Origin of the sequence: Photobacterium sp. SKA34, assembly GCF_000153325.1 — a bacterium.
GTDB lineage: Bacteria > Pseudomonadota > Gammaproteobacteria > Enterobacterales > Vibrionaceae > Photobacterium.
Genome location: NZ_CH724141.1, coordinates 72,733 through 90,559, shown reverse-complemented (window position 1 = coordinate 90,559; position 17,827 = coordinate 72,733). Strand labels below are relative to the sequence as shown.

19 protein-coding genes and 2 pseudogenes are annotated in these 17,827 nt (G+C 38.5%); 9 read left to right on the top strand and 12 right to left on the bottom strand.

What is annotated here, in order from left to right; genetic code table 11:
* The 3 genes and pseudogenes from SKA34_RS01775 to SKA34_RS01765 all read right to left on the bottom strand — a co-directional run.
* Nucleotides 1-221, bottom strand: a pseudogene (locus tag SKA34_RS01775) (IS66 family transposase); the annotation flags it as partial.
* Between the two features lie 59 nt (nt 222-280).
* Nucleotides 281-634, bottom strand: a complete 354-nt coding sequence (gene tnpB, locus SKA34_RS01770) for an IS66 family insertion sequence element accessory protein TnpB (RefSeq protein WP_006643774.1) — start codon at nt 632-634, stop codon at nt 281-283.
* Entirely contained in the window at nt 631-951 is a 321-nt protein-coding gene (locus SKA34_RS01765) for a hypothetical protein (RefSeq protein ID WP_004998436.1), read from the bottom strand. Before SKA34_RS01765 ends, tnpB begins: the two co-directional genes overlap by 4 nt.
* A gap of 100 nt (nt 952-1,051) precedes the next feature.
* Here SKA34_RS01765 and SKA34_RS01760 point away from each other — a divergent pair, with 100 nt between their 5' ends.
* A complete protein-coding gene (locus SKA34_RS01760) occupies nt 1,052-1,324 on the top strand; it encodes a hypothetical protein (protein WP_006643773.1) in 273 nt (90 codons plus the stop codon).
* A gap of 351 nt (nt 1,325-1,675) precedes the next feature.
* On the opposite strand, the gene SKA34_RS01755 is transcribed toward SKA34_RS01760, so the two are convergent.
* From SKA34_RS01755 to SKA34_RS23425, 5 genes are all read right to left on the bottom strand, one after another.
* Nucleotides 1,676-3,019 (bottom strand): TldD/PmbA family protein, encoded by a 1,344-nt coding sequence (locus SKA34_RS01755; protein WP_006643772.1) that lies wholly within the window; start codon nt 3,017-3,019, stop codon nt 1,676-1,678.
* Nucleotides 3,019-4,404 (bottom strand): TldD/PmbA family protein, encoded by a 1,386-nt coding sequence (locus SKA34_RS01750; RefSeq protein ID WP_006643771.1) that lies wholly within the window; start codon nt 4,402-4,404, stop codon nt 3,019-3,021. Before SKA34_RS01750 ends, SKA34_RS01755 begins: the two co-directional genes overlap by 1 nt.
* Nucleotides 4,405-4,530: 126 nt before the next feature.
* Nucleotides 4,531-5,532 (bottom strand): GTP-binding protein, encoded by a 1,002-nt coding sequence (locus SKA34_RS01745; protein WP_006643770.1) that lies wholly within the window; start codon nt 5,530-5,532, stop codon nt 4,531-4,533.
* 214 nt (nt 5,533-5,746) lie between these two features.
* Complete coding sequence (locus SKA34_RS23430) at nt 5,747-6,019, bottom strand: hypothetical protein (RefSeq protein ID WP_232284197.1); 273 nt, start codon at nt 6,017-6,019, stop codon at nt 5,747-5,749.
* A complete protein-coding gene (locus tag SKA34_RS23425) occupies nt 5,968-6,228 on the bottom strand; it encodes a hypothetical protein (protein WP_006643768.1) in 261 nt (86 codons plus the stop codon). The genes SKA34_RS23430 and SKA34_RS23425 overlap by 52 nt, the downstream gene beginning before the upstream one ends.
* Nucleotides 6,229-6,609: 381 nt before the next feature.
* Between SKA34_RS23425 and SKA34_RS01735 the strand changes: the two genes are divergently transcribed.
* Nucleotides 6,610-7,077, top strand: coding sequence for a 2TM domain-containing protein (locus tag SKA34_RS01735; protein WP_006643767.1), 468 nt, complete (start codon nt 6,610-6,612; stop codon nt 7,075-7,077).
* Between the two features lie 222 nt (nt 7,078-7,299).
* The gene (locus tag SKA34_RS01730) at nt 7,300-9,345 is read left to right on the top strand and encodes an FUSC family protein (protein WP_006643766.1); all 2,046 of its coding nucleotides are present in this window, start codon (nt 7,300-7,302) and stop codon (nt 9,343-9,345) included.
* Between the two features lie 59 nt (nt 9,346-9,404).
* Here SKA34_RS01730 and SKA34_RS01725 read toward each other — a convergent pair whose 3' ends face one another.
* Nucleotides 9,405-9,953, bottom strand: coding sequence for a helix-turn-helix domain-containing protein (locus SKA34_RS01725; RefSeq protein ID WP_039859577.1), 549 nt, complete (start codon nt 9,951-9,953; stop codon nt 9,405-9,407).
* A gap of 126 nt (nt 9,954-10,079) precedes the next feature.
* Here SKA34_RS01725 and SKA34_RS01720 point away from each other — a divergent pair, with 126 nt between their 5' ends.
* The 6 genes and pseudogenes from SKA34_RS01720 to SKA34_RS01695 all read left to right on the top strand — a co-directional run bounded on the left by SKA34_RS01720 (nt 10,080) and on the right by SKA34_RS01695 (nt 15,867).
* Nucleotides 10,080-11,261, top strand: a complete 1,182-nt coding sequence (locus SKA34_RS01720) for a benzoate/H(+) symporter BenE family transporter (RefSeq protein WP_006643764.1) — start codon at nt 10,080-10,082, stop codon at nt 11,259-11,261.
* A 293-nt stretch (nt 11,262-11,554) separates the two neighbouring features.
* A complete protein-coding gene (locus tag SKA34_RS01715; protein ID WP_006643763.1) occupies nt 11,555-13,147 on the top strand; it encodes a BCCT family transporter in 1,593 nt (530 codons plus the stop codon).
* 205 nt (nt 13,148-13,352) lie between these two features.
* On the top strand, nt 13,353-13,565 hold the full coding sequence (locus SKA34_RS01710; RefSeq protein WP_006643762.1) for a KTSC domain-containing protein: 213 nt from the start codon (nt 13,353-13,355) through the stop codon (nt 13,563-13,565).
* 257 nt (nt 13,566-13,822) lie between these two features.
* The gene (locus tag SKA34_RS01705; protein ID WP_006643761.1) at nt 13,823-14,722 is read left to right on the top strand and encodes a RelA/SpoT domain-containing protein; all 900 of its coding nucleotides are present in this window, start codon (nt 13,823-13,825) and stop codon (nt 14,720-14,722) included.
* A 122-nt stretch (nt 14,723-14,844) separates the two neighbouring features.
* The gene (locus tag SKA34_RS01700; RefSeq protein WP_006643760.1) at nt 14,845-15,264 is read left to right on the top strand and encodes a PACE efflux transporter; all 420 of its coding nucleotides are present in this window, start codon (nt 14,845-14,847) and stop codon (nt 15,262-15,264) included.
* 244 nt (nt 15,265-15,508) lie between these two features.
* Nucleotides 15,509-15,867: pseudogene (locus SKA34_RS01695) on the top strand (DUF6559 family protein).
* 110 nt (nt 15,868-15,977) lie between these two features.
* Here SKA34_RS01695 and SKA34_RS01690 read toward each other — a convergent pair.
* The 3 genes from SKA34_RS01690 to SKA34_RS01680 form a co-directional block, all read right to left on the bottom strand.
* Nucleotides 15,978-16,556, bottom strand: a complete 579-nt coding sequence (locus SKA34_RS01690) for an FMN-dependent NADH-azoreductase (protein WP_006643757.1) — start codon at nt 16,554-16,556, stop codon at nt 15,978-15,980.
* 69 nt (nt 16,557-16,625) lie between these two features.
* Complete coding sequence (locus tag SKA34_RS01685) at nt 16,626-17,321, bottom strand: pirin family protein (RefSeq protein ID WP_006643756.1); 696 nt, start codon at nt 17,319-17,321, stop codon at nt 16,626-16,628.
* Nucleotides 17,322-17,344: 23 nt separating this feature from the next.
* Nucleotides 17,345-17,788, bottom strand: a complete 444-nt coding sequence (locus SKA34_RS01680) for a DoxX family protein (RefSeq protein WP_006643755.1) — start codon at nt 17,786-17,788, stop codon at nt 17,345-17,347.
* Nucleotides 17,789-17,827 lie beyond the last annotated feature (39 nt).

Genomic DNA, 17,827 nt, shown 5'->3' with positions numbered 1-17,827 from the left:
TCGTTGAAGAGGTCACCTTGAGATTCATCGTAGGGCTTTAACGCCTCCGAGCGTTTTGCGAACTGGCGGTCGAAAGCCAGTTTGAGTTGCTCAAGCAGAGATTGACGCTCTTGTTTCCACTGAGATTCGCTGTGTTTTTGCAACGCCAACAACTCTTTCACCATCGCTTGTAGCTCGGCAACATCTTGGCTTTCTGGGTTGATATTTGGCGTCTTTTTCATGGCATTTATTATACTAAAGTCATGCCGTTAACGCTTGGTGGATATAGCTTTATTATCGATTAAGTCATTGTAAAATCGTTTATTTGAACGGGTTTATGGCTGATAATCGTGAAGCCAGAAAGCAGTCTATCAAGCTCGCATTGAGTCAGGGTAAACACGTCATTTTTCTCTTTTGACGGCCATTTATACTTGGCTTTTTCAAGGCGTTTATACCAAAGTGCAAAGCCTGTTTTATCCCAGTACAACACTTTGATTTTGTCGCGCTGTTTATTGGTAAACAGGAATAGTGCGCCGCTTCCCAAGGGTAAATCGGTGTCACTTTCGATAATCGCCGCGAGGCCATTGATGGACTTTCTAAAATCGACACTCTCACGATACAGATAAATATCTGGTGCACTTAGCATATGTTTCATGACAAGGCTCCAATGAGTTCTGCCAGGTAGGCAGCGGGCGTGCCTTGAGGAATACTCAGCTCAACGTCGTTGACAAAAAGTGTCATATTCGCGGTAGGTATTTGCGTCATATGGTAACGTGTTGTCTGCTCTACAACGTTTGCTTTGACGAAGCCGTTAGTCTGTGGTGTTTGAAGGTGTGTTAACTGTTGGCGTTTGGCATGAAACGTGGAAAGACTTAATCCGTGATGTTCACAAAAAGCACGTTGAGTGAGTTGGCTGGATTCATAGCACTCAAACAAAGTCTGCCATTCTTGATTGGTACGTCGTGTTGCCATTTTAAATCTCCTTTGGATTGGAGATTTGATCTTATTCTTCGAGTAAAGTGATTAGAATGCGGTGTTTATGGCACGCTTACGATAAGTTAAAGGAGATTCTATGGACAACTTAGATTTAGAATTTATTAGGCGCGACATGTCGACGACTATCTATCAGATATTCGAAGATTTTGAAGATATGAATAATTGCTTACCGACAATGGAAGAGTTTAGAACGCTGTTTGATATCTATTCTGTAAATTTCATCCCTCGAATTGATGAGACGTTAGATGCCAAAGTAAAAGAATTATTAGCTAAAAACGAAATGATGGAACAGCAAGTTTGGAACGTTTTTTATGAGCTTGAATCTGAAGAGCGTAAAAGACGAACATAACTATAGTTAGCACTTTCTGTTTGAGAGTGCTTTTTAAATATCTTAAATAAAGATATATCATTTTATATTTCCTTATTTGTTAATAGGTAAATATCTTGAATTATGAACCATGAAAATGATTGATTGAAAATTAAGTAATGATGAAGGGGCAGCGTTATGTTATAGGTATAAACGGTTTCTTGGAATTGAGTATAAGAGGATACATAAAGCTACGTATCTAACTACTACAAATAGCAATCCTTATTGGGCGTTTTTCTTGCGATGCGAGTGTTAAGAGCTAGTTTAAATAAAACCTTGCGTCTGAATAACTTATTTGAACAAGTAAACAGTTGCAAGGCTTTATCGGGTTATTTACTTACCTGCAATGTTTAGACGAGCAAAACGAATTTTCGGTGCATAGAAACTACGATTATAATCGTGTTCTAATACATTACTAACTGCGTCAATTTCTTTGATCATTTGGTAGAAGTTACCTGCTACCGTAATACCACGTACTGCTTGAATACGTTGACCATCACGGCATAAGAAACCACTTGCGCCAAATGAAAAATCACCACTGATAGCATCGGCGCCAGAATGAACACCTTGCAATTCAACAAGCTCTACATACTCACCACTCGTTGTTTCATCAACGCTATTTGCGCCAACTGAAATAACAGTGTGACGAGACCCGACACCTAACCCACCTTTTGCGGAGCGTGATGCATTAGCGGTGTTTTCGATACCGAAGTAACGTGCTGTATGGCTATTATGCAGCAAGCTATTTAGTTGACCTTCACCTACTAGAACAGTATCGCGGGTGGCAAAACCCTCGCTATCAAAGGCTTTAATCGAAAAACCACCTTCAATATAAGCTTTGTCTGTAATGGTAATGAACGAGCTTGCAACTTGGCTACCAATCGCATCACGCCAAGGGTTAATGCCTTTCATTGCAGCTTGACCAGAAGTACACATTCCAAATACACCGAATAAGCTACTAAGTGAGCTTAGGGTGAAAATGACAGGATATTGTTTGGTGGCAATAGGCGAACCATCGAGAAGGGCTTGCGCCATGTCATAGCCATAGTTAATAGAGAAGTTAGCATCTAACTCACTGAATTTACGACCTGATGACATACCGCCATGCATCGCTTGTTTGCCGTCTTTTTCAATTAAGCTATAAGCATAACAGTAGGTTGAACGCTCACTGTGGTGGCAAAGCGTACCTTGGGTATTCGCTAAAATTACATGTGCGTCTGATTCAGCAAAGCCATTGTATGGGGCGCTTTTAGCGTCAGGTTTGTTTACTACGCCTTGTTCTAGTGATAGGGCTAGAGCGATCTTTTGATCAACATCGCCATCATCATCTTGGTAAATCTCGCTTAAATCTGTGCTGATTTTACTATCAATACAGCTAATGGTTTGATGCGGATCTTGCTGTGAATATTCAGCGTTCAATAGTGCGTTATCAACCATTAGATCAAGGCTCGTTGGATCTAATGACTCAGAATAGCTGGTGGCAATACGCTGATCTTTTACCACGCGGACGCCAATCACTTGTCCTGACGTTACCTTGTATTCATCGAGCTCGCCATTATTGGCTTTAAGCGAGAAGTTATTACTGCGATTAGCAATCACATCGGCACTCGCGCCTTTTTGAGTTACACGCTCAAGCACATGGTCGATGGCCTGCTGTAATTTATTTTGATCAGCCATTAGTTACCACCTCCCACAAGAATATTATCAACTTTCAATGCAGCTTGACCCACAGTTGTCGGTACTGAGCCACTGACGGAGCCACACATACCTGCCGCAAGTGCAAAATCATTACCAACCATACTGATTTCTTTTAATACTTTAGGACCAGTACTAATTAGAGTTGCAGATTTCAGTGGCTTAGTAATTTTACCGTTTTCAACAAGGTAGGCTTCCTGCACTGCAAAGTTAAACTCACCTGTACCGGGTTGAACTGAACCACCACCCATTTTTTTAGCGTAAATACCGCGCTCAACACCAGCTAGCATATCGTCGAGACTGCTATCGCCGGGTTCGATAAAGGTATTACGCATACGTGAAGTTGGTGCAAATTTATATGACTGACGACGACCAGAACCTGTACGAGCAAAGCCTGTTTTCATGCCGCCCATGCGATCAACCATAAAGCTAGTAAGTTTCCCGTCTTTAATAAGCTGAGTGAGTTGGGTTTCCATGCCTTCATCATCAATATTGATAGAGCCCCATTCGTTTACCATAGTGCCATCATCAACTGCGTTCACGACTGAATTGGCAATGGTTTCGCCCATTTTATCGTAGAAAACAGAGGCTTTTTTCGCAACAGAGGTGGTTTCAAGCAAGTGACCACAGGCTTCGTGGAAGATGACTCCACCAAAACCATTACCGATGATCACTGGCATTTCGCCTGACGGACAAGCATCAGAAAACAGTTTAACCATCGCTTGTTTAGCCACATCTTGACCTAACTGCTCTGGATTGACCTTGCTATTAAATTCCCAACCTGTGAATGCGCCCGGCGCTTCATAGCCAGTGGATTGTTCGCTACCATTTTGCGCGACGGCATTAGCAGAAATACGGGTGTAGTGGCGAGTATCACCAATGTGTAAACCTTCAGAGTTGAAGATTTCAATCTGTTGTTCACGTTGGCCAATGTTACCGATGAACTGGCTGATCTTTTCATTTTCAGCACGAGCCGCTTCATCAGCTTGGCGTAAAAACGCAATTTTTGCTGCCATGTTAGCGTCTTGGCTTAATGGTAACTGGCAACTATGTTTATTGGTAAAGCGGTTTAAATTCAAACTACCAGCAGACAAAATTTGCTCACGTTTATCTTTTGCTGCCAGTAGGCTAGTAACGCGTTTCAATTCTTCTTCGTCTGTGCTGTTGGTGTAGCCGTACAGAACTTTAAAACCGAAAAATAGACGAATACCGATACCAAAATCGATCCCTGAGTTGATTTTATCGATCTCACCTGAAATTAACTGCACAGAGTTAGATTGGTGATGTTCAACAAAGAGTTCGGCAAAATCGGCACCTAAAAATAGCGCATGATCGATGACTGCTTTAGCAGTGCTAGGGTTTAGCATGTGTGCTCCCTTGTGTTTTTATGAGCTCTATTTAATAAACTAGCAGTTTTTTGTTATTTCTTCCTCTATTGGTGAAATAGGAAGAAACGATTAAATACTGAGTTATCAGTGAGTAACTGTAATGCGTTAGTTGTTCTTAACTGAAGGTAATATAATAGAGCGAAGAATTTGTTCAAGTTCATCCCAAGGTAAAACTTCACTATCAATCACTTCAATGCGGGATTCAAAACCTTCGAGTGATAATTCGTTAACTGAAACCACTTGATTTACTACATTAAAGGCAAAACAACCATTTTCAGTATTCACGACAGCTTTTACACGGTTCGCATTTAAGCTTGAGAATAGACTGAAAAGCTTTGAAAATTCAAAATGTTGATCGGCGTCAAAGAACCAACCACAACTGTGGAATCCTTGACCGTGGTTCTCTTTACGAATGAATTGCTGCCCTGGTAATAGCTCAATCTCTGGCTCTGGGGCTATATCGTGGTGGTGATCGTCGTGATGATGGTGATGACTATGTTGTGCAGCGCGATCAATACGTGGAATATCAAGCCACTCTAGTTCTAGTTTACCTAGCTCTACCTCACCGATTAAGGCTTTCTTTGGTTCTGCTTGTTCAATTGCTGATTGGAAAGTGAAAAGATCGTAGTCATCACATTGGTCGATCTTGTTAGCAACAACAACGTCGGCAAGAGCAAGCTGATCTTGGAAGTTTTCATTATTAGTATAGAAACTATCAGCAAAGTGACGAGGGTCAACAAGCGTGATGGTGGCACGTAAATCAACGTAATCTGCATACACACCTGAAGTTAACTTGTTGATCACTTCTTTAGGATGGCCTAATCCTGTTGGCTCTAATAGCAAGCGATCAGGTTTTTGCGCCAGTAGGGCATTAATACCAACAGACATGGGTAATCCAGCGACGCAGCACATGCAGCCACCAGGAACTTCTTTGATAATGGCGCCTTGTTGTTCGAGAATTGCGCCATCGACGCCAACATTGCCAAACTCATTGATAAGAATTGCCCATTTTTCATTTTCAGGTTTACGAGCAAGAAGAGAAAGAATCGCAGTTGTTTTACCAGCACCTAAAAAGCCAGTAATAATGTTGGTTGGAATACGTTTCATGTTGTGCTGATCTCTATACGTCTACATTCTGTAATTTGTTTATTCTACCGTATGTTACAGAGTAACGGTATCTCGCTGAAAAAAGCAAAAATGTGGATGTGTTGAGTCATTAATTTGTATAAAGATGAACAGGAAGTCTAATGCTTGGCTTCCTGATATTGTTTTTGATGACGAGAGTTGAAATTAAATGTAATTTTTCGCCTCACGGTATGCTTCAATCTCTAATGGAGTGCTGTGGTAACCTGTTATATATTTGCATCAAGTATTGACGAATTTGCTCTTGTACACCACGTAGCTCAAATTGACGAACATGAATAAGTTCATTGGCTAAGAGTTCGCGATTATCTCGTTCTTTATCTTTTATCCAAATACCATATCCATAGTTGTATCCCGCCATGTTAGGACCCGCATAACCAGATTTTTTGGCCAATTGTGCTAATGTTGGATCTGTAGGGAATGGAAGCGTGTTGCTGTAGTAAATATGCACTTTTCTGGGTGTTTAATACCGATGCGTTTGGCAATAGCTAATGCTTGCTCATTCAATGGTTCACCTTTTTCTTGCGCGATTTTCTCTTGATGTTTTACATATTCAGTCGCTGCAGGAAGAATAGCATTGATGCTTTCTGTTAATTTGGCTGGTGGGTTAGCGTAAATTTCATCTCTGTTAATACACCCTGAAATTAAGAGTGTGAACATGAGTATTTATGCCAATTTCATAACTATTCCTTGTTAAGTTTTCCGACTGTCCTGTGCTATTAGGCATCGTATATAAGTGAATACTTGAGTGTTTCACTTTTACATAATAATACGAGCTATTTCACGAAAGTTGGAAAGAGTGATGCAAGCAGAGTATTTGAGAGTGAACTTGTTCATGAAGACTTTAAAATAGGAATTATTGATAACGTTTAGTTGCGTGTCAAAAACGTCAAATTAGCGGCATAGGTGAAAAATGTTATTTTAGTGATAATTTTAACTTTATGATAAATAAGGGTTTTCGTGTTTTTGTCAGGCTTGTGACGTGATGTTTTTGATAAGATAACGTTAGGCTTTGGCGGAAAGTAGCAAAAAGGATTTGTAATGATTATTCGTAAATTACGACTACAACGTGGTTGGTCTCAAGAGCAACTTTCTCAATTAAGTGGATTAAGTATTCGTACGATTCAACGTATTGAGCAAGGACAAAAGGCGGGGCTAGAATCACTCAAATCTTTAGCTGCTGTGTTTGAAATACAAGTATCAGACCTTCAAATGGAGCCGCCAATGAATAAAGAAATCAGTGTCACAGAAGACGAAAAAAAAGCACTTAACTATGTTAAAGGTATTAAAGGGTTTTACTCTAATCTAACTACGTACGTATTAGTCATAAGTGGATTGTTCGTAATTAACTATTTTACGAGTCCTGGTTATTGGTGGGCGGTGTGGCCTGCATTGGGCTGGGGGATTGGTATTGTGAGCCATGCGCTTAGTGCGTTTGAAGTCCTTAATATTTTCGGTCCTGAATGGGAGAAAAAACAAGTCGAGAAACGCTTGGGTCGAAAGTTATAACCTTATCTGTAAGCTATTAATCCCGATTTAAATCACTACATAGAGTGGTTAAACCTAGCCCTATACTTTATTTAATCATAATAAAAATAGGGCTATTTTAATATACGTCTATGGTTTCTTATTCTTTAAAAGAAGCAAATAAGTATAAATCTGCGTTATCGTTTTAACGGCCTAATCATGTTAGGTTAACCATTCATGTAACTGATATGTATTGGTGTGTTAATGCTACCTTCAGTCGTCCGTAAAATATGGTATACCCCTTCAATTAACTTTGGCTTTCGTGCATTCAGTGCAATGTTATTGGTTATTGCAATTGGTCTAATTTCTGGACAAGTTAATTATGCAATGACGGCGTTAATGACATTACCTGCAGCTTTAATTAGTGGATTAGATATTGCTGGACCGAGACGATGGACGCGCTTTTTGATCTCATCAGTGGTTTGGATTACTGCGTTGATATTTTCTTATTTCATGCTTTCTTGTGCTATTCCATTGTGGATTATTTATGGGGTGTTATCGATTTTAGCCGCAGGTTGTGCCCTAAATGGTCAGTTTTGGGGGCGGTTGGGAATCTCTAGCTTATTTATTACTGTTATGGCCTTGTCACTGCATAACTCAAAAGCAGACATGTATTCCTATTTGATGCTGGTTTTAGGTCCATTAGGTTTTGCTTTATTCAGTTGGGCTTGGTTTGCATTATGGAAACACTATGCGCTAAAAGTAGGTTTAATTGCTATTTATGATCAGCTTAATGCATTTTTTAAACACCGAACTCAGTTTTTATTGGGCGAAGGTATCGAGAAAAAAGCAATAGAAACCAAATATCAGTTGATTGAATTATTTGAGCAAGCAGTGCAATCCGAGTCATTTTTATCATCAAAAAACGATGTGAATTCTTTAAAACAAGAGTTATTCCTTGCCGCTGATATTTTTGAAGGTTTGATAAGTTGTCATACCAGAAATAAAGATCTGATCAGTCAGTTTCAACATGATGAAGAGAAACGTAATCTGTTGATGAAATGGAGTGAAAATTGTCAACAGAGGTTATTGTGTAAAGCAAAAGCGCTTCAACATACGCAAGTTACACTCCCGAAAGAATCGTGTATTGCCATTGCAGATGAATTGATTGATGCCGTTCAAGCAGAGTTAAATCAACAGACAAGATTTCGTTACTGGGCGGCAAGCATTAAATATCTTTCTCGAAGGGTTGAACTAGATCAGCCATCGTTTGAAAGACAAATTGAAATTCAACCCTTTGAATTAGCATGGCACTGGCCAAAGAAAAATAACCCAATATGGCGACATGTGGCGCGTTTCTCAATGATTTTTACTGTCGGCGCTGTTATTGCGGATTCATTTCATTTAGCGCATCCAGAATGGGTATTTATTTCAATTATAATGGTTATCCAACCGAGCTTTTCATCTATAAGGAGTAAAATATGGCAAAGATGGCTTGGCACAGGCTCTGGTTTATTATTTGCGACTGTACTGATTTTCCTTGGTATCTCTGAACTCCAAATTTATATACTGTTAACTATACTACTGACAGTTGCGATGTTTAATATAATTAAAAATTATGCACTTGCGGTTGGTTGTATCACAGCGATGTTGGTGTTGGCGTTTCAAATTATAGCTAGCAGTGGCATTGATATTGTTGCTCCACGAATGATAGATAATCTTATCGGGTGCTCTTTAGTGTTAGTTGGCTATAGTTTACTTTGGCCACAATGGCGGGGGAAAGAGATCCATGCTCAATCAGTTAGAGCACTTCAAGCAACTAAAACCTTATTTTTGATGTGTTATGAGGAACTTCAATCTGAAAGTAATAAGATTGAGCCCACTCAATTTGGTAAACAACGTTTGGATATGTTATCGAAAGAGCGAGGGTTAGAGCTGATTTATAATGAGATGCAGAATGAGCCTCGCTTCACGCGCCGTGATCCTCAATACTATGAAGAGATGCTCAGTCATAATCGTTTGCTGTCTTATTATCTATGTTTACTTATTCCTCTTGCGAGAAATGGAACCACAATACATAGCCCAACGGATTGGGAAGGAACTATTAATAATGCAATGGATGCTTTGATTTCAAGCATTCAAGATGGAAAAGTCGTTGAGCTTCCATATTTTGATGAGACAGATATACCAATGACTTTAGATAAACCTACTAATGAGCAAGCTGCATATGAGTTGGTTTGGTTATCACTAATGACAGTAAAACAAATGCATGATCTAGTGCGGGATAAATACTCACACGTTGCCAGTTAACATAATGAATAAAAAAGAGAGTGAACGACATGTCTACTCTCTTTTTTATTCATATAAACCTAGTCTTCATGCATCACTGTTGAGTAAGAAACGATGTTATGGAATACGACGCTTTCTGTCACCGCGCGATAGTCATGAGGTTTATCTGCCTCAAATCGAATACTTTCTCCTTTGGATAAATAGTGCCATTTATCATCGATATATACGCCTAATTCTCCCTCAGTAACAACAGAATGTTCAATGGTTCCAGTCTTATGCGGAGACGAATGTTGCGTATGAAAGTGGGTTAGCGTGATTTCAAACATCTCAAATCTAACCGTAGGATCATAAGTGATTAACGTTTTAACATGCATATCGATATCGGCTGGAAAGATCCTTCCATCTGTATCATTTTGATCACTAAAAAAAGCAGTGAATGATGAATTCAAACCACTAGATATCTTCCACAAGGTTGCCACGGTTGGGCTAGACTCTTTACGCTCTATTTGTCCAAGCATGGCTTTTGATACACCAGTTAACTTTGACGTCGCATCTAGGCTAAGTTTTTGTTTCTCACGCAATGCTTTTAAATGTTTTGATATTCTGGCTTTAAAAATTTCTTCGTTCATCATCTTTCCTGTTGTGCGTTATAGCGCACAATGATAAAGTTCCTTTTGTGCGCTATAACGTACAAATAAATCCATCTGTACCGTGCGCTATAGCGCACATGATAGCATTGTTCTAAGGAGTAGAAAATGAACGATTTACGATTTAATTTAAGTCATATTTCAGCTGGAACAATTGCTGTTTTAGTCGGTTACACATCGTCTGTTATTTTAGTTATTCATGCTTTAACAGAAATGGGGTTAGCTCAGTGGCAGATTAATAGCTGGTTGTTTGCTTTGGGATTAATCATGGGCATAACCACCATTGCTTATTCTTTTTATTTCAAAGTACCAGTATTAACAGCATGGTCTACCCCCGGCGCTGCTTTTTTGATTACAGCAGTTCAGGGTTACAGCGCGACAGATGTCATTGGTGCATTTATTGTTTGTGGCTTATTGACCTTTATTTCAGGACTAATTCGTCCACTTGCTTTGGCTTTACAACGTATTCCATCGCCAATTACTTCAGCTTTATTATGTGGCGTAATATTGCCTATTTGTTTAAGTGGATTCACGCAAATAGAAACGCATCCAATCATGTTTTTGTTGTTGTTTAGTGTGTATATAATCACTAAAAGGTTTATGGCTCGATATTCTATGTTGTTGACGTTACTTGCTTCTGTGGGCATTGCGCTATATTCCAATACCTTAAATACCACTTCAATCCATATGGCAATGCCAACGTTTTATTGGCTAAGCCCGAGCTTTCATTTTCAACCGATCATTAATATCGCTATTCCTTTATATTTGATTACGATGTTGTCGCAAAATATTGCAGGTTTTGCCGTACTTCAAAACTTTCAATTTAAAGTGCCAATTCGCCCTGTATTTTTAGGAACAGGTTTAGTGAATATGATTGCAGCACCATGTGGGATCTTTACGTTGAACCTTGCGGCAATAAGTGCCGCTATTTGTATGAATGACGATATTGATGGTAAGCACAGCGATCGTTATAAAGCTGCTATCTGCGCCGGCGGATTTTATATTTTAGTGGGTATTTGGGCATCGATTGTGGTTGCTATTTTCGTATCTTTGCCTGATGGATTAGCCGATGTTCTTGCAGGTTTTGCCTTATTAACAACCTTAATTAGCTGTTTGTTCAATGCATTTGATACCGATGAATACAGAGAGTCGGCGATACTTACTTTGTTAATAACTTTATCAGGTATTCATTTGTTAGGAATCAGTGCGGCTATATGGGGAGTAGGTGTTGGCTTGTTCCATTTCAAGTTAATGCAGAGTAAAAAGCCAGTATTAATAGCAGAGCGCTGATAAGCACACGCCCACTTAATCTTGAATACGGCACTGTAAATCATTGCCTATTCAATAATGAATGGAATGCGATCAATTGTGCTCTCGTGAAACGTCATCATATAATTTATTTACTCAATAAATACTTCGTGTAAAAAACAATAAGACACTGCTGTTTGTCAGTTTTATGTGATTTATAACTCTTTCTTGCTGTAATTGTTTGTTGTTTATCCTATCTGTTGCTATGGTTGCGGCGAAATATTGTTTAGTACTCTAAATAATATTATTGGGTTTACATAACAAGGTAGGATTTTTTGAATACTTCGACGGACAAAGTAAGTAGTAAATACAGTATAGATACAACCGATTATCAAGTTGGACAGGATAATATTCAACGCTGGGGGTTTGATATTCACAAACCGGTGTTTGGTATTAGTGCGATATTAATTTTGCTATTTATTGCTGTGATGCTAATTGTCGATCCTGCGACAGCAAAAGCTGCATTAAATAATACTCGAAACGGTATTATGGAGCAGTTTGATAGCTACTTTATGTGGGCCGTTAATACATTCGCAGTTTTTTGTATATTCTTAATGCTTTCACCGCTAGGTAAAATTCGTATCGGTGGTAAAGAGGCAAAACCTGAACATTCAACACTGTCATGGAGTTCAATGTTATTTGCTGCAGGTATTGCGAGCGGTATTATGTTTTTTGGTGTTGCAGAGCCAACGGCATATTTCACCGATTGGTTTGGCACTCCTTTTAATGTTGAGGCGATGACACCTGAGGCCAAACAATTAGCAATGGCGGGTAGTGTATTCCATTGGGGGATCAGTGCGTGGTCTATTTACGCAGTGGCAGCATTAGCGTTAGCCTTTTTTGCTTATAACAAGAACTTGCCGTTATCAATTCGATCTTTGTTGTTCCCTATTTTTGGTGATCGTGCATGGGGATGGTTAGGTCATGCAGTTGATATTTTGGCTGTTGTTTCAACCTTGTTTGGTTTAGTGACCTCTTTAGGGTTAGGTGCAAAACAAGCGGCAAGTGGTATTAATTATGTTTTTGGTACTCACGGCGGCTTAGGGTTACAGTTCGGTATTATTGCCTTTGTTACATCAATCGCGATTTTTTCTGTAATACGAGGCATTGATGGCGGGGTTAAGCTTTTAAGTAATATCAATATTGTTATTGCGTTTGGGCTGTTAGTTTTAGTTGCAATTTTGGGTTTTGATATCGTTAAACATTCGCTTCCTGATACCTTTATGGCGTATGCGAAGAACTTTTTTGCACTAAGCAATCCTATTGGTCGTACAGATGATACGTGGCGTCATGGTTGGACTATCTTCTATTGGGCATGGTGGATTTCATATGCGCCATTTGTAGGTATCTTTATCGCTCGAGTATCTAAAGGTCGTACAGTAAGACAGTTTATTTTTGCCGTTCTCTTTATTCCAACATTAGTGACAATGACTTGGTTCTCTGTCTTTGGTGGTATTGCGGTTGAGCAGGTAGCGACAAAAGTAGGAGAGTTAGGACTCCATGGCCTACAGGACCTATCTTTAACCTTATTTTATGTGTTTGATGCGATGCCAATGAGCCTGTTGTTATCTGTCATTTCGATTGTGCTTATTTTAGTGTTCTTTGTGACATCATCAGATTCTGCATCGTTAGTTATCGATAGCATAACCGCAGGTGGTAAATTAGATGCACCAGTACCACAACGTATTTTCTGGGCAACAATTGAAGGTGTTATTGCTGCCATTTTATTATGGGTTGGTGGTGCTCAAGCATTAGAAGCATTGCAGTCTGGAGTGGTGATTACCGCGTTACCGTTTAGCTTTATTCTGGTGATAACGTGTGTAAGCCTATGGAAAGGTTTGATGAGTGAGCGACACTTATATTCTTAAGATCATAGTAAATTAAGAATTATCAAAAAGTCGGCATTTGTCGGCTTTTTGTTTTTTAATCATAACTCTGATGGATAGTGTAGAGTGATCTATCACTGAAATTTAAAATAATTACTTTATTTAGTTTGTTGACTAGTAGCGAAAAGCCGAGTCTTTCTGCAAACTGAAGTCAGTAATAAAGTCGTGAGTGAATGGAGTCACTGATATGATTAATTGGATTACTGTTGAGTCTAACTCAATTCGTAAAGTGGGTTATAACGAAACAAAAAATGAGCTTTATGTTGATATGGGAAAACGTCAACCTTACTGCGTCTTTTCTGAGGTTTCCAAATATGCTTTTTTTCATTTTGCATCTGCAGAATCGGTAGAAGAACATTTCAATAGCCAAATTAAATCTGTTTATAGCCAAGTGTCATAGTTTCGTTACTATATGCACAAGTTCGGTTAATTGCCTGTTTCTTAAGATTTCATTTTTCGAATAAAATACAGATTGCTTAATAAACTCGACAGGCATATTTTTATGATAATAGAGCGTAATCATACTGAATAGAATTACGCTTATTCATCGTAAATAGAGTAGCATATGAGCATTGCAGATTTAACTGAGCATCTTTTTTAAGTGCGAATCGTATAAGCCAACAAGAATGGCTGGCCAGTTCAGTTGATTGGCCGACATTGCATCAAATTGGTCTTAATCATGAAGCTAATATAGAACAATTAAAAGAAACGGCTGAAATGTACGCCCGTATTATTCAGCGTTGTAAGTATGTACATTCCGTTCGCTGGCGAGTGAAAGATCCGCAGCATTTAATGGAAAAGATTGTTCGAAAAACTCAAGCGAATACACCCACATTTAAACAAAAATATGAAGGTATTAACCAAACCAATTACGACAGTATTGTGACTGATTTAATTGGTGTACGTGCGCTGCATTTATTTAAAGAAGATTGTTTACCGGTTCATGATTATCTCTGCCAAGAATGGAAAAATGCAGAGCCACCAATTTATTATGTTCGTAATGGTGACGATAAGGTCTTTACTGAATTACCCAGTGATGTGGAAGTGAAAATCCATCCTGCGGGATACCGTTCATTACATTATGTCTTTGGTTCACAGCCCTTAAATCATATTGTTTTTACTGAAGTCCAAGTTAGAACGATTTTTGAGGAAGGTTGGACGGAAATAGATCATAAAATTCGTTATCCTAATTTTTCTCATAATGAACAAGTATGCGAATTTTTATTGATGTTTAATCGTTTAGCTGGATCGGCTGATGAGATGGGATCTTTTGTCAAACAACTTGTCAGTGAACTAGAGCAACACCAAAAATCAATTGATGAGATTACACATAAAAGTGATCAAAACACCCAAGAAGTAGGAGAGTTGTTTAAATTATTAGAGCAAAATGAATCAAAACAGCAAGGCTCTCAAGAACTTATTGATAAACTACGAGCACAAGTTGAACAGTTACAAGCAGAGAAGAATGCCTTACAAAAAGCGACAAAACATCATGTTGCTAACAGATTAGATTTAATGGGAAAAGCACAACGTAAGGCTGCTGATCTTATTAAATAAAGCATAACTATCCGTTTTTCGGATAGTATCTAGTTTGTTAGCCGTAGTATAATGCTTATAATTCATCTATTCCTTTTAGGTATGTATAAAATATAAGAAAAGTTGTACTGAGGTTGTTTATGATGAGAACACGTTTTGATCGTATTCGTCATGCTGTTTGTTTTGAAATTATTGGATTAGTGCTGTTAGTTGGTGTGTTGAGTCAATTTGGCTATGATTCTGATCATGTTGGAGCTGTTGGCATTGCGTTTTCATTTTTAGCTACAGGTTGGAACTACGTTTACAATAACTGGTTTGATAAGTTGATGGTACGTCGCTATAAAACCCTTAAGAAAACATCGTTACAGCGTGTAGTACATAGTGTAGGTTTTGAAGCGGGACTATTATTTGTCACTATTCCTATTTTAGCTTGGGTATTAAAGGTGTCGATCTGGGAAGCATTTATACTGGATATCGGTATGGTTCTTTTCTACTTAATCTATGCTTATGTTTATAACCTGATTTACGATAAGATTTTCCCTGTTCCTGAAGTAATACATTAATTGGTGTTGCTACTAAAAAGCCCTCAAGTTTAATACTTGGGGGCTTTTTTATATTACTAACATCGATATTATTACTGTTTAGCACCTAGCATTATCCTTGCGATATGGTACAGTGTTACAAATTGTAAGTTTTAGTTATTAATGGCTAACTAGCCAATACAGGGTTTGACTTGATTTTAATTATGCTTGTAATGTATCTGGATATAGCGAATTATCTATAAATAACATTGCAAGTTGAGGGATCATGTTTCGATATATCCAACGCCGTAGAATAAAAAAAGTTATTAAGATCCTTTCGCCTATCTTATTAAAAGGTTACGGAAGCCGTGATTATTTCACGATCGGACAAGTAGAAGCCAATATAAAGTCACTTTGCAAACGTCAACAAAAGATAGCATTCGCTTTGTTTGCTGATCCTAATGCATTTGATTTAACAAATAATACTGAACTACCCAAATTCGCATGGATATATCTTACGATTTCTTTTTAGCCGATGAATATAATGCTCGTGATGTTCTCAATTTACTCGGTAAAGGTGGATGGAAAGGTGGTCGTATGGATGACGACATGTCAAACCGAATGGGAATGACTAGTCGTTACTAATAATGGTTCCGGTTTAAAAAGTGAGTAATAATTTGATCATAGTTGCTTATTTTACCGTGTATTTTTCTGGCATAAATAAAGGGATGTTTGCGAGTTTTGTAACTAGTGGTTTACATTTTTGCAGCCAGTTCAGAACGGGCTAATTCGAGGCTCTTTGCTGCTAAATCATCACCGAGGTTTAATCCTTCCGCATAAACAAACTTAACACTCGTGATGCCAAAAAAACCAAGTAAAGTTGTTAAATAACCTGTTACGTGATCGGTTTCATCATCTTTATGAATACCGCCACGGGTGGTAACAATAACCACTTTTTTATCTTCAAGCATTCCTTTAGGGCCTTGTGCAGTATATGAGAAGGTCACACCTGCTCGCGCCAAAAGATCAAACCAGTTTTTTAATTGTGTAGGCACCATAAAGTTATACATAGGTGCGCCAATGAGCAAGGTATCTGCTTGTTTTAGTTCTTCAACAAGCGTGTTAGAGAGAGTTTGGATCTCTTTTTGAACATCTGTTAAGCCATCACCACTATTAATTGCTTTTATTGTTTCGCCATCGAGAATAGGTAAGGGCGAAGTTGTAAGATCACGTACAATAATATTCTCTATATCTGCTATAACGGCATCAATAAGTTGGTTAGATTGAGAGTGTTCACCAAGAATACTCGACTTAAGTACAAGTAATGTTGACATAATATTTCCTAAATTTAATAAGTGGTTAGATTGATTCTCATAGAGATAATTGAGTGTGACTATTAACTTTTAAGGTAAATCAAATATCAATGCTGTTACCTTTTCTTGTCCTCGATTAGCTAAGTTGAGCGTACGTATATTGTCTATTTTTGCTCCATCTCCTGCATTTAGTTCAACATCATCAACAGAAAGTGTGCCATTAATTTGATGCAGGTAAATCTTACGGTTTGTTGCGATATCGATACTTAATTTGCTATCTGGCTTTAGTATTAATTGATGGAGTTTTGTGTCTTGCTTGATAAGCAAAGTACCGTCTTCACCCGTTGGTGTGGCTATGGTTGTTAGCCCTTGTTGTTTACCAAAGTCTTTTTGTGCGTAGCTAGGTTTATTGCCTAAGCTATTCGGTTTAATCCAAATTTGTAAGAACTTTAAATGTTCAGTTGGCGACACATTATATTCACTGTGGTATATCCCAGATCCTGCTGACATAATCTGAAATTCACCGGCAGAGAGAATGTGCACATTACCTTCACTGTCTTTGTGCTCTATTGCTCCTTCAAGTACATAGCTAATGATTTCCATGTCTTTGTGGCCGTGAGTGTTAAAACCTGCACCAACTGTGACAATATCGTCATTAATAACTCGTAGTACGGAGAAGCCCATATGTTGTGGGTCATAATAATGGCCGAATGAAAAAGAATGCTTGCTATTTAACCAACCAAAGTTTGCAAGCCCACGTTGGTCAGAGTGTCTTACGGTGATCATACTGTTATTGCCTTATGAAGTGATTAAGCTAACTTTCGTAAAATAAATTGATCAAGTGACGCTTTTCCTGCGCCTGATATAAATAGAGACACACTGGCAGCCAATAAAGATAATCCGAATGCGTAGCCATTGTTGGAAATGAATAAACCGTGTTCAAAGTGCACTGCGAAGATTGCAACTAACGTGGTGAAGGCTAATGCCAATGAAGCGGGTCGAGTGAATAAGCCTAATATAATGAATAAACCACCAATAAATTCAGCGCTGCCAGCGAAAAGAGCCATTAGAAAACCAGGAGCTAGGCCGATGGAGTCCATCCATTGACCTGTTGTTTGAAGGCCGTAACCACCGAACCAACCAAACAGTTTTTGTCCGCCATAAGCCATAAAAATAATGCCGATAGGGATGCGTAATACGAGAGCGTCATAGCCTGTTTTGGAATGAAAAAGTGTATTTATTAGGTTCTTCATTATTTATTCCTCAAATAATTCCAATGTTATATTTTTGTA

Coding starts and splice junctions, on each gene's coding strand:
- SKA34_RS01720 (WP_006643764.1), top strand. CDS start 10,080: ATGAACGATTTACGATTTAATTTAAGTCATATTTCAGCTGGAACAATT.
- SKA34_RS01710 (WP_006643762.1), top strand. CDS start 13,353: ATGATTAATTGGATTACTGTTGAGTCTAACTCAATTCGTAAAGTGGGT.
- SKA34_RS01760 (WP_006643773.1), top strand. CDS start 1,052: ATGGACAACTTAGATTTAGAATTTATTAGGCGCGACATGTCGACGACT.
- SKA34_RS01750 (WP_006643771.1), bottom strand. CDS start 4,404: ATGCTAAACCCTAGCACTGCTAAAGCAGTCATCGATCATGCGCTATTT.
- SKA34_RS01690 (WP_006643757.1), bottom strand. CDS start 16,556: ATGTCAACATTACTTGTACTTAAGTCGAGTATTCTTGGTGAACACTCT.
- SKA34_RS01735 (WP_006643767.1), top strand. CDS start 6,610: ATGATTATTCGTAAATTACGACTACAACGTGGTTGGTCTCAAGAGCAA.
- SKA34_RS23425 (WP_006643768.1), bottom strand. CDS start 6,228: ATGTTCACACTCTTAATTTCAGGGTGTATTAACAGAGATGAAATTTAC.
- SKA34_RS01730 (WP_006643766.1), top strand. CDS start 7,300: ATGCTACCTTCAGTCGTCCGTAAAATATGGTATACCCCTTCAATTAAC.
- SKA34_RS01685 (WP_006643756.1), bottom strand. CDS start 17,321: ATGATCACCGTAAGACACTCTGACCAACGTGGGCTTGCAAACTTTGGT.
- SKA34_RS01700 (WP_006643760.1), top strand. CDS start 14,845: ATGAGAACACGTTTTGATCGTATTCGTCATGCTGTTTGTTTTGAAATT.
- SKA34_RS01745 (WP_006643770.1), bottom strand. CDS start 5,532: ATGAAACGTATTCCAACCAACATTATTACTGGCTTTTTAGGTGCTGGT.
- tnpB (WP_006643774.1), bottom strand. CDS start 634: ATGAAACATATGCTAAGTGCACCAGATATTTATCTGTATCGTGAGAGT.
- SKA34_RS01765 (WP_004998436.1), bottom strand. CDS start 951: ATGGCAACACGACGTACCAATCAAGAATGGCAGACTTTGTTTGAGTGC.
- SKA34_RS01680 (WP_006643755.1), bottom strand. CDS start 17,788: ATGAAGAACCTAATAAATACACTTTTTCATTCCAAAACAGGCTATGAC.
- SKA34_RS01755 (WP_006643772.1), bottom strand. CDS start 3,019: ATGGCTGATCAAAATAAATTACAGCAGGCCATCGACCATGTGCTTGAG.
- SKA34_RS01725 (WP_039859577.1), bottom strand. CDS start 9,953: ATGAACGAAGAAATTTTTAAAGCCAGAATATCAAAACATTTAAAAGCA.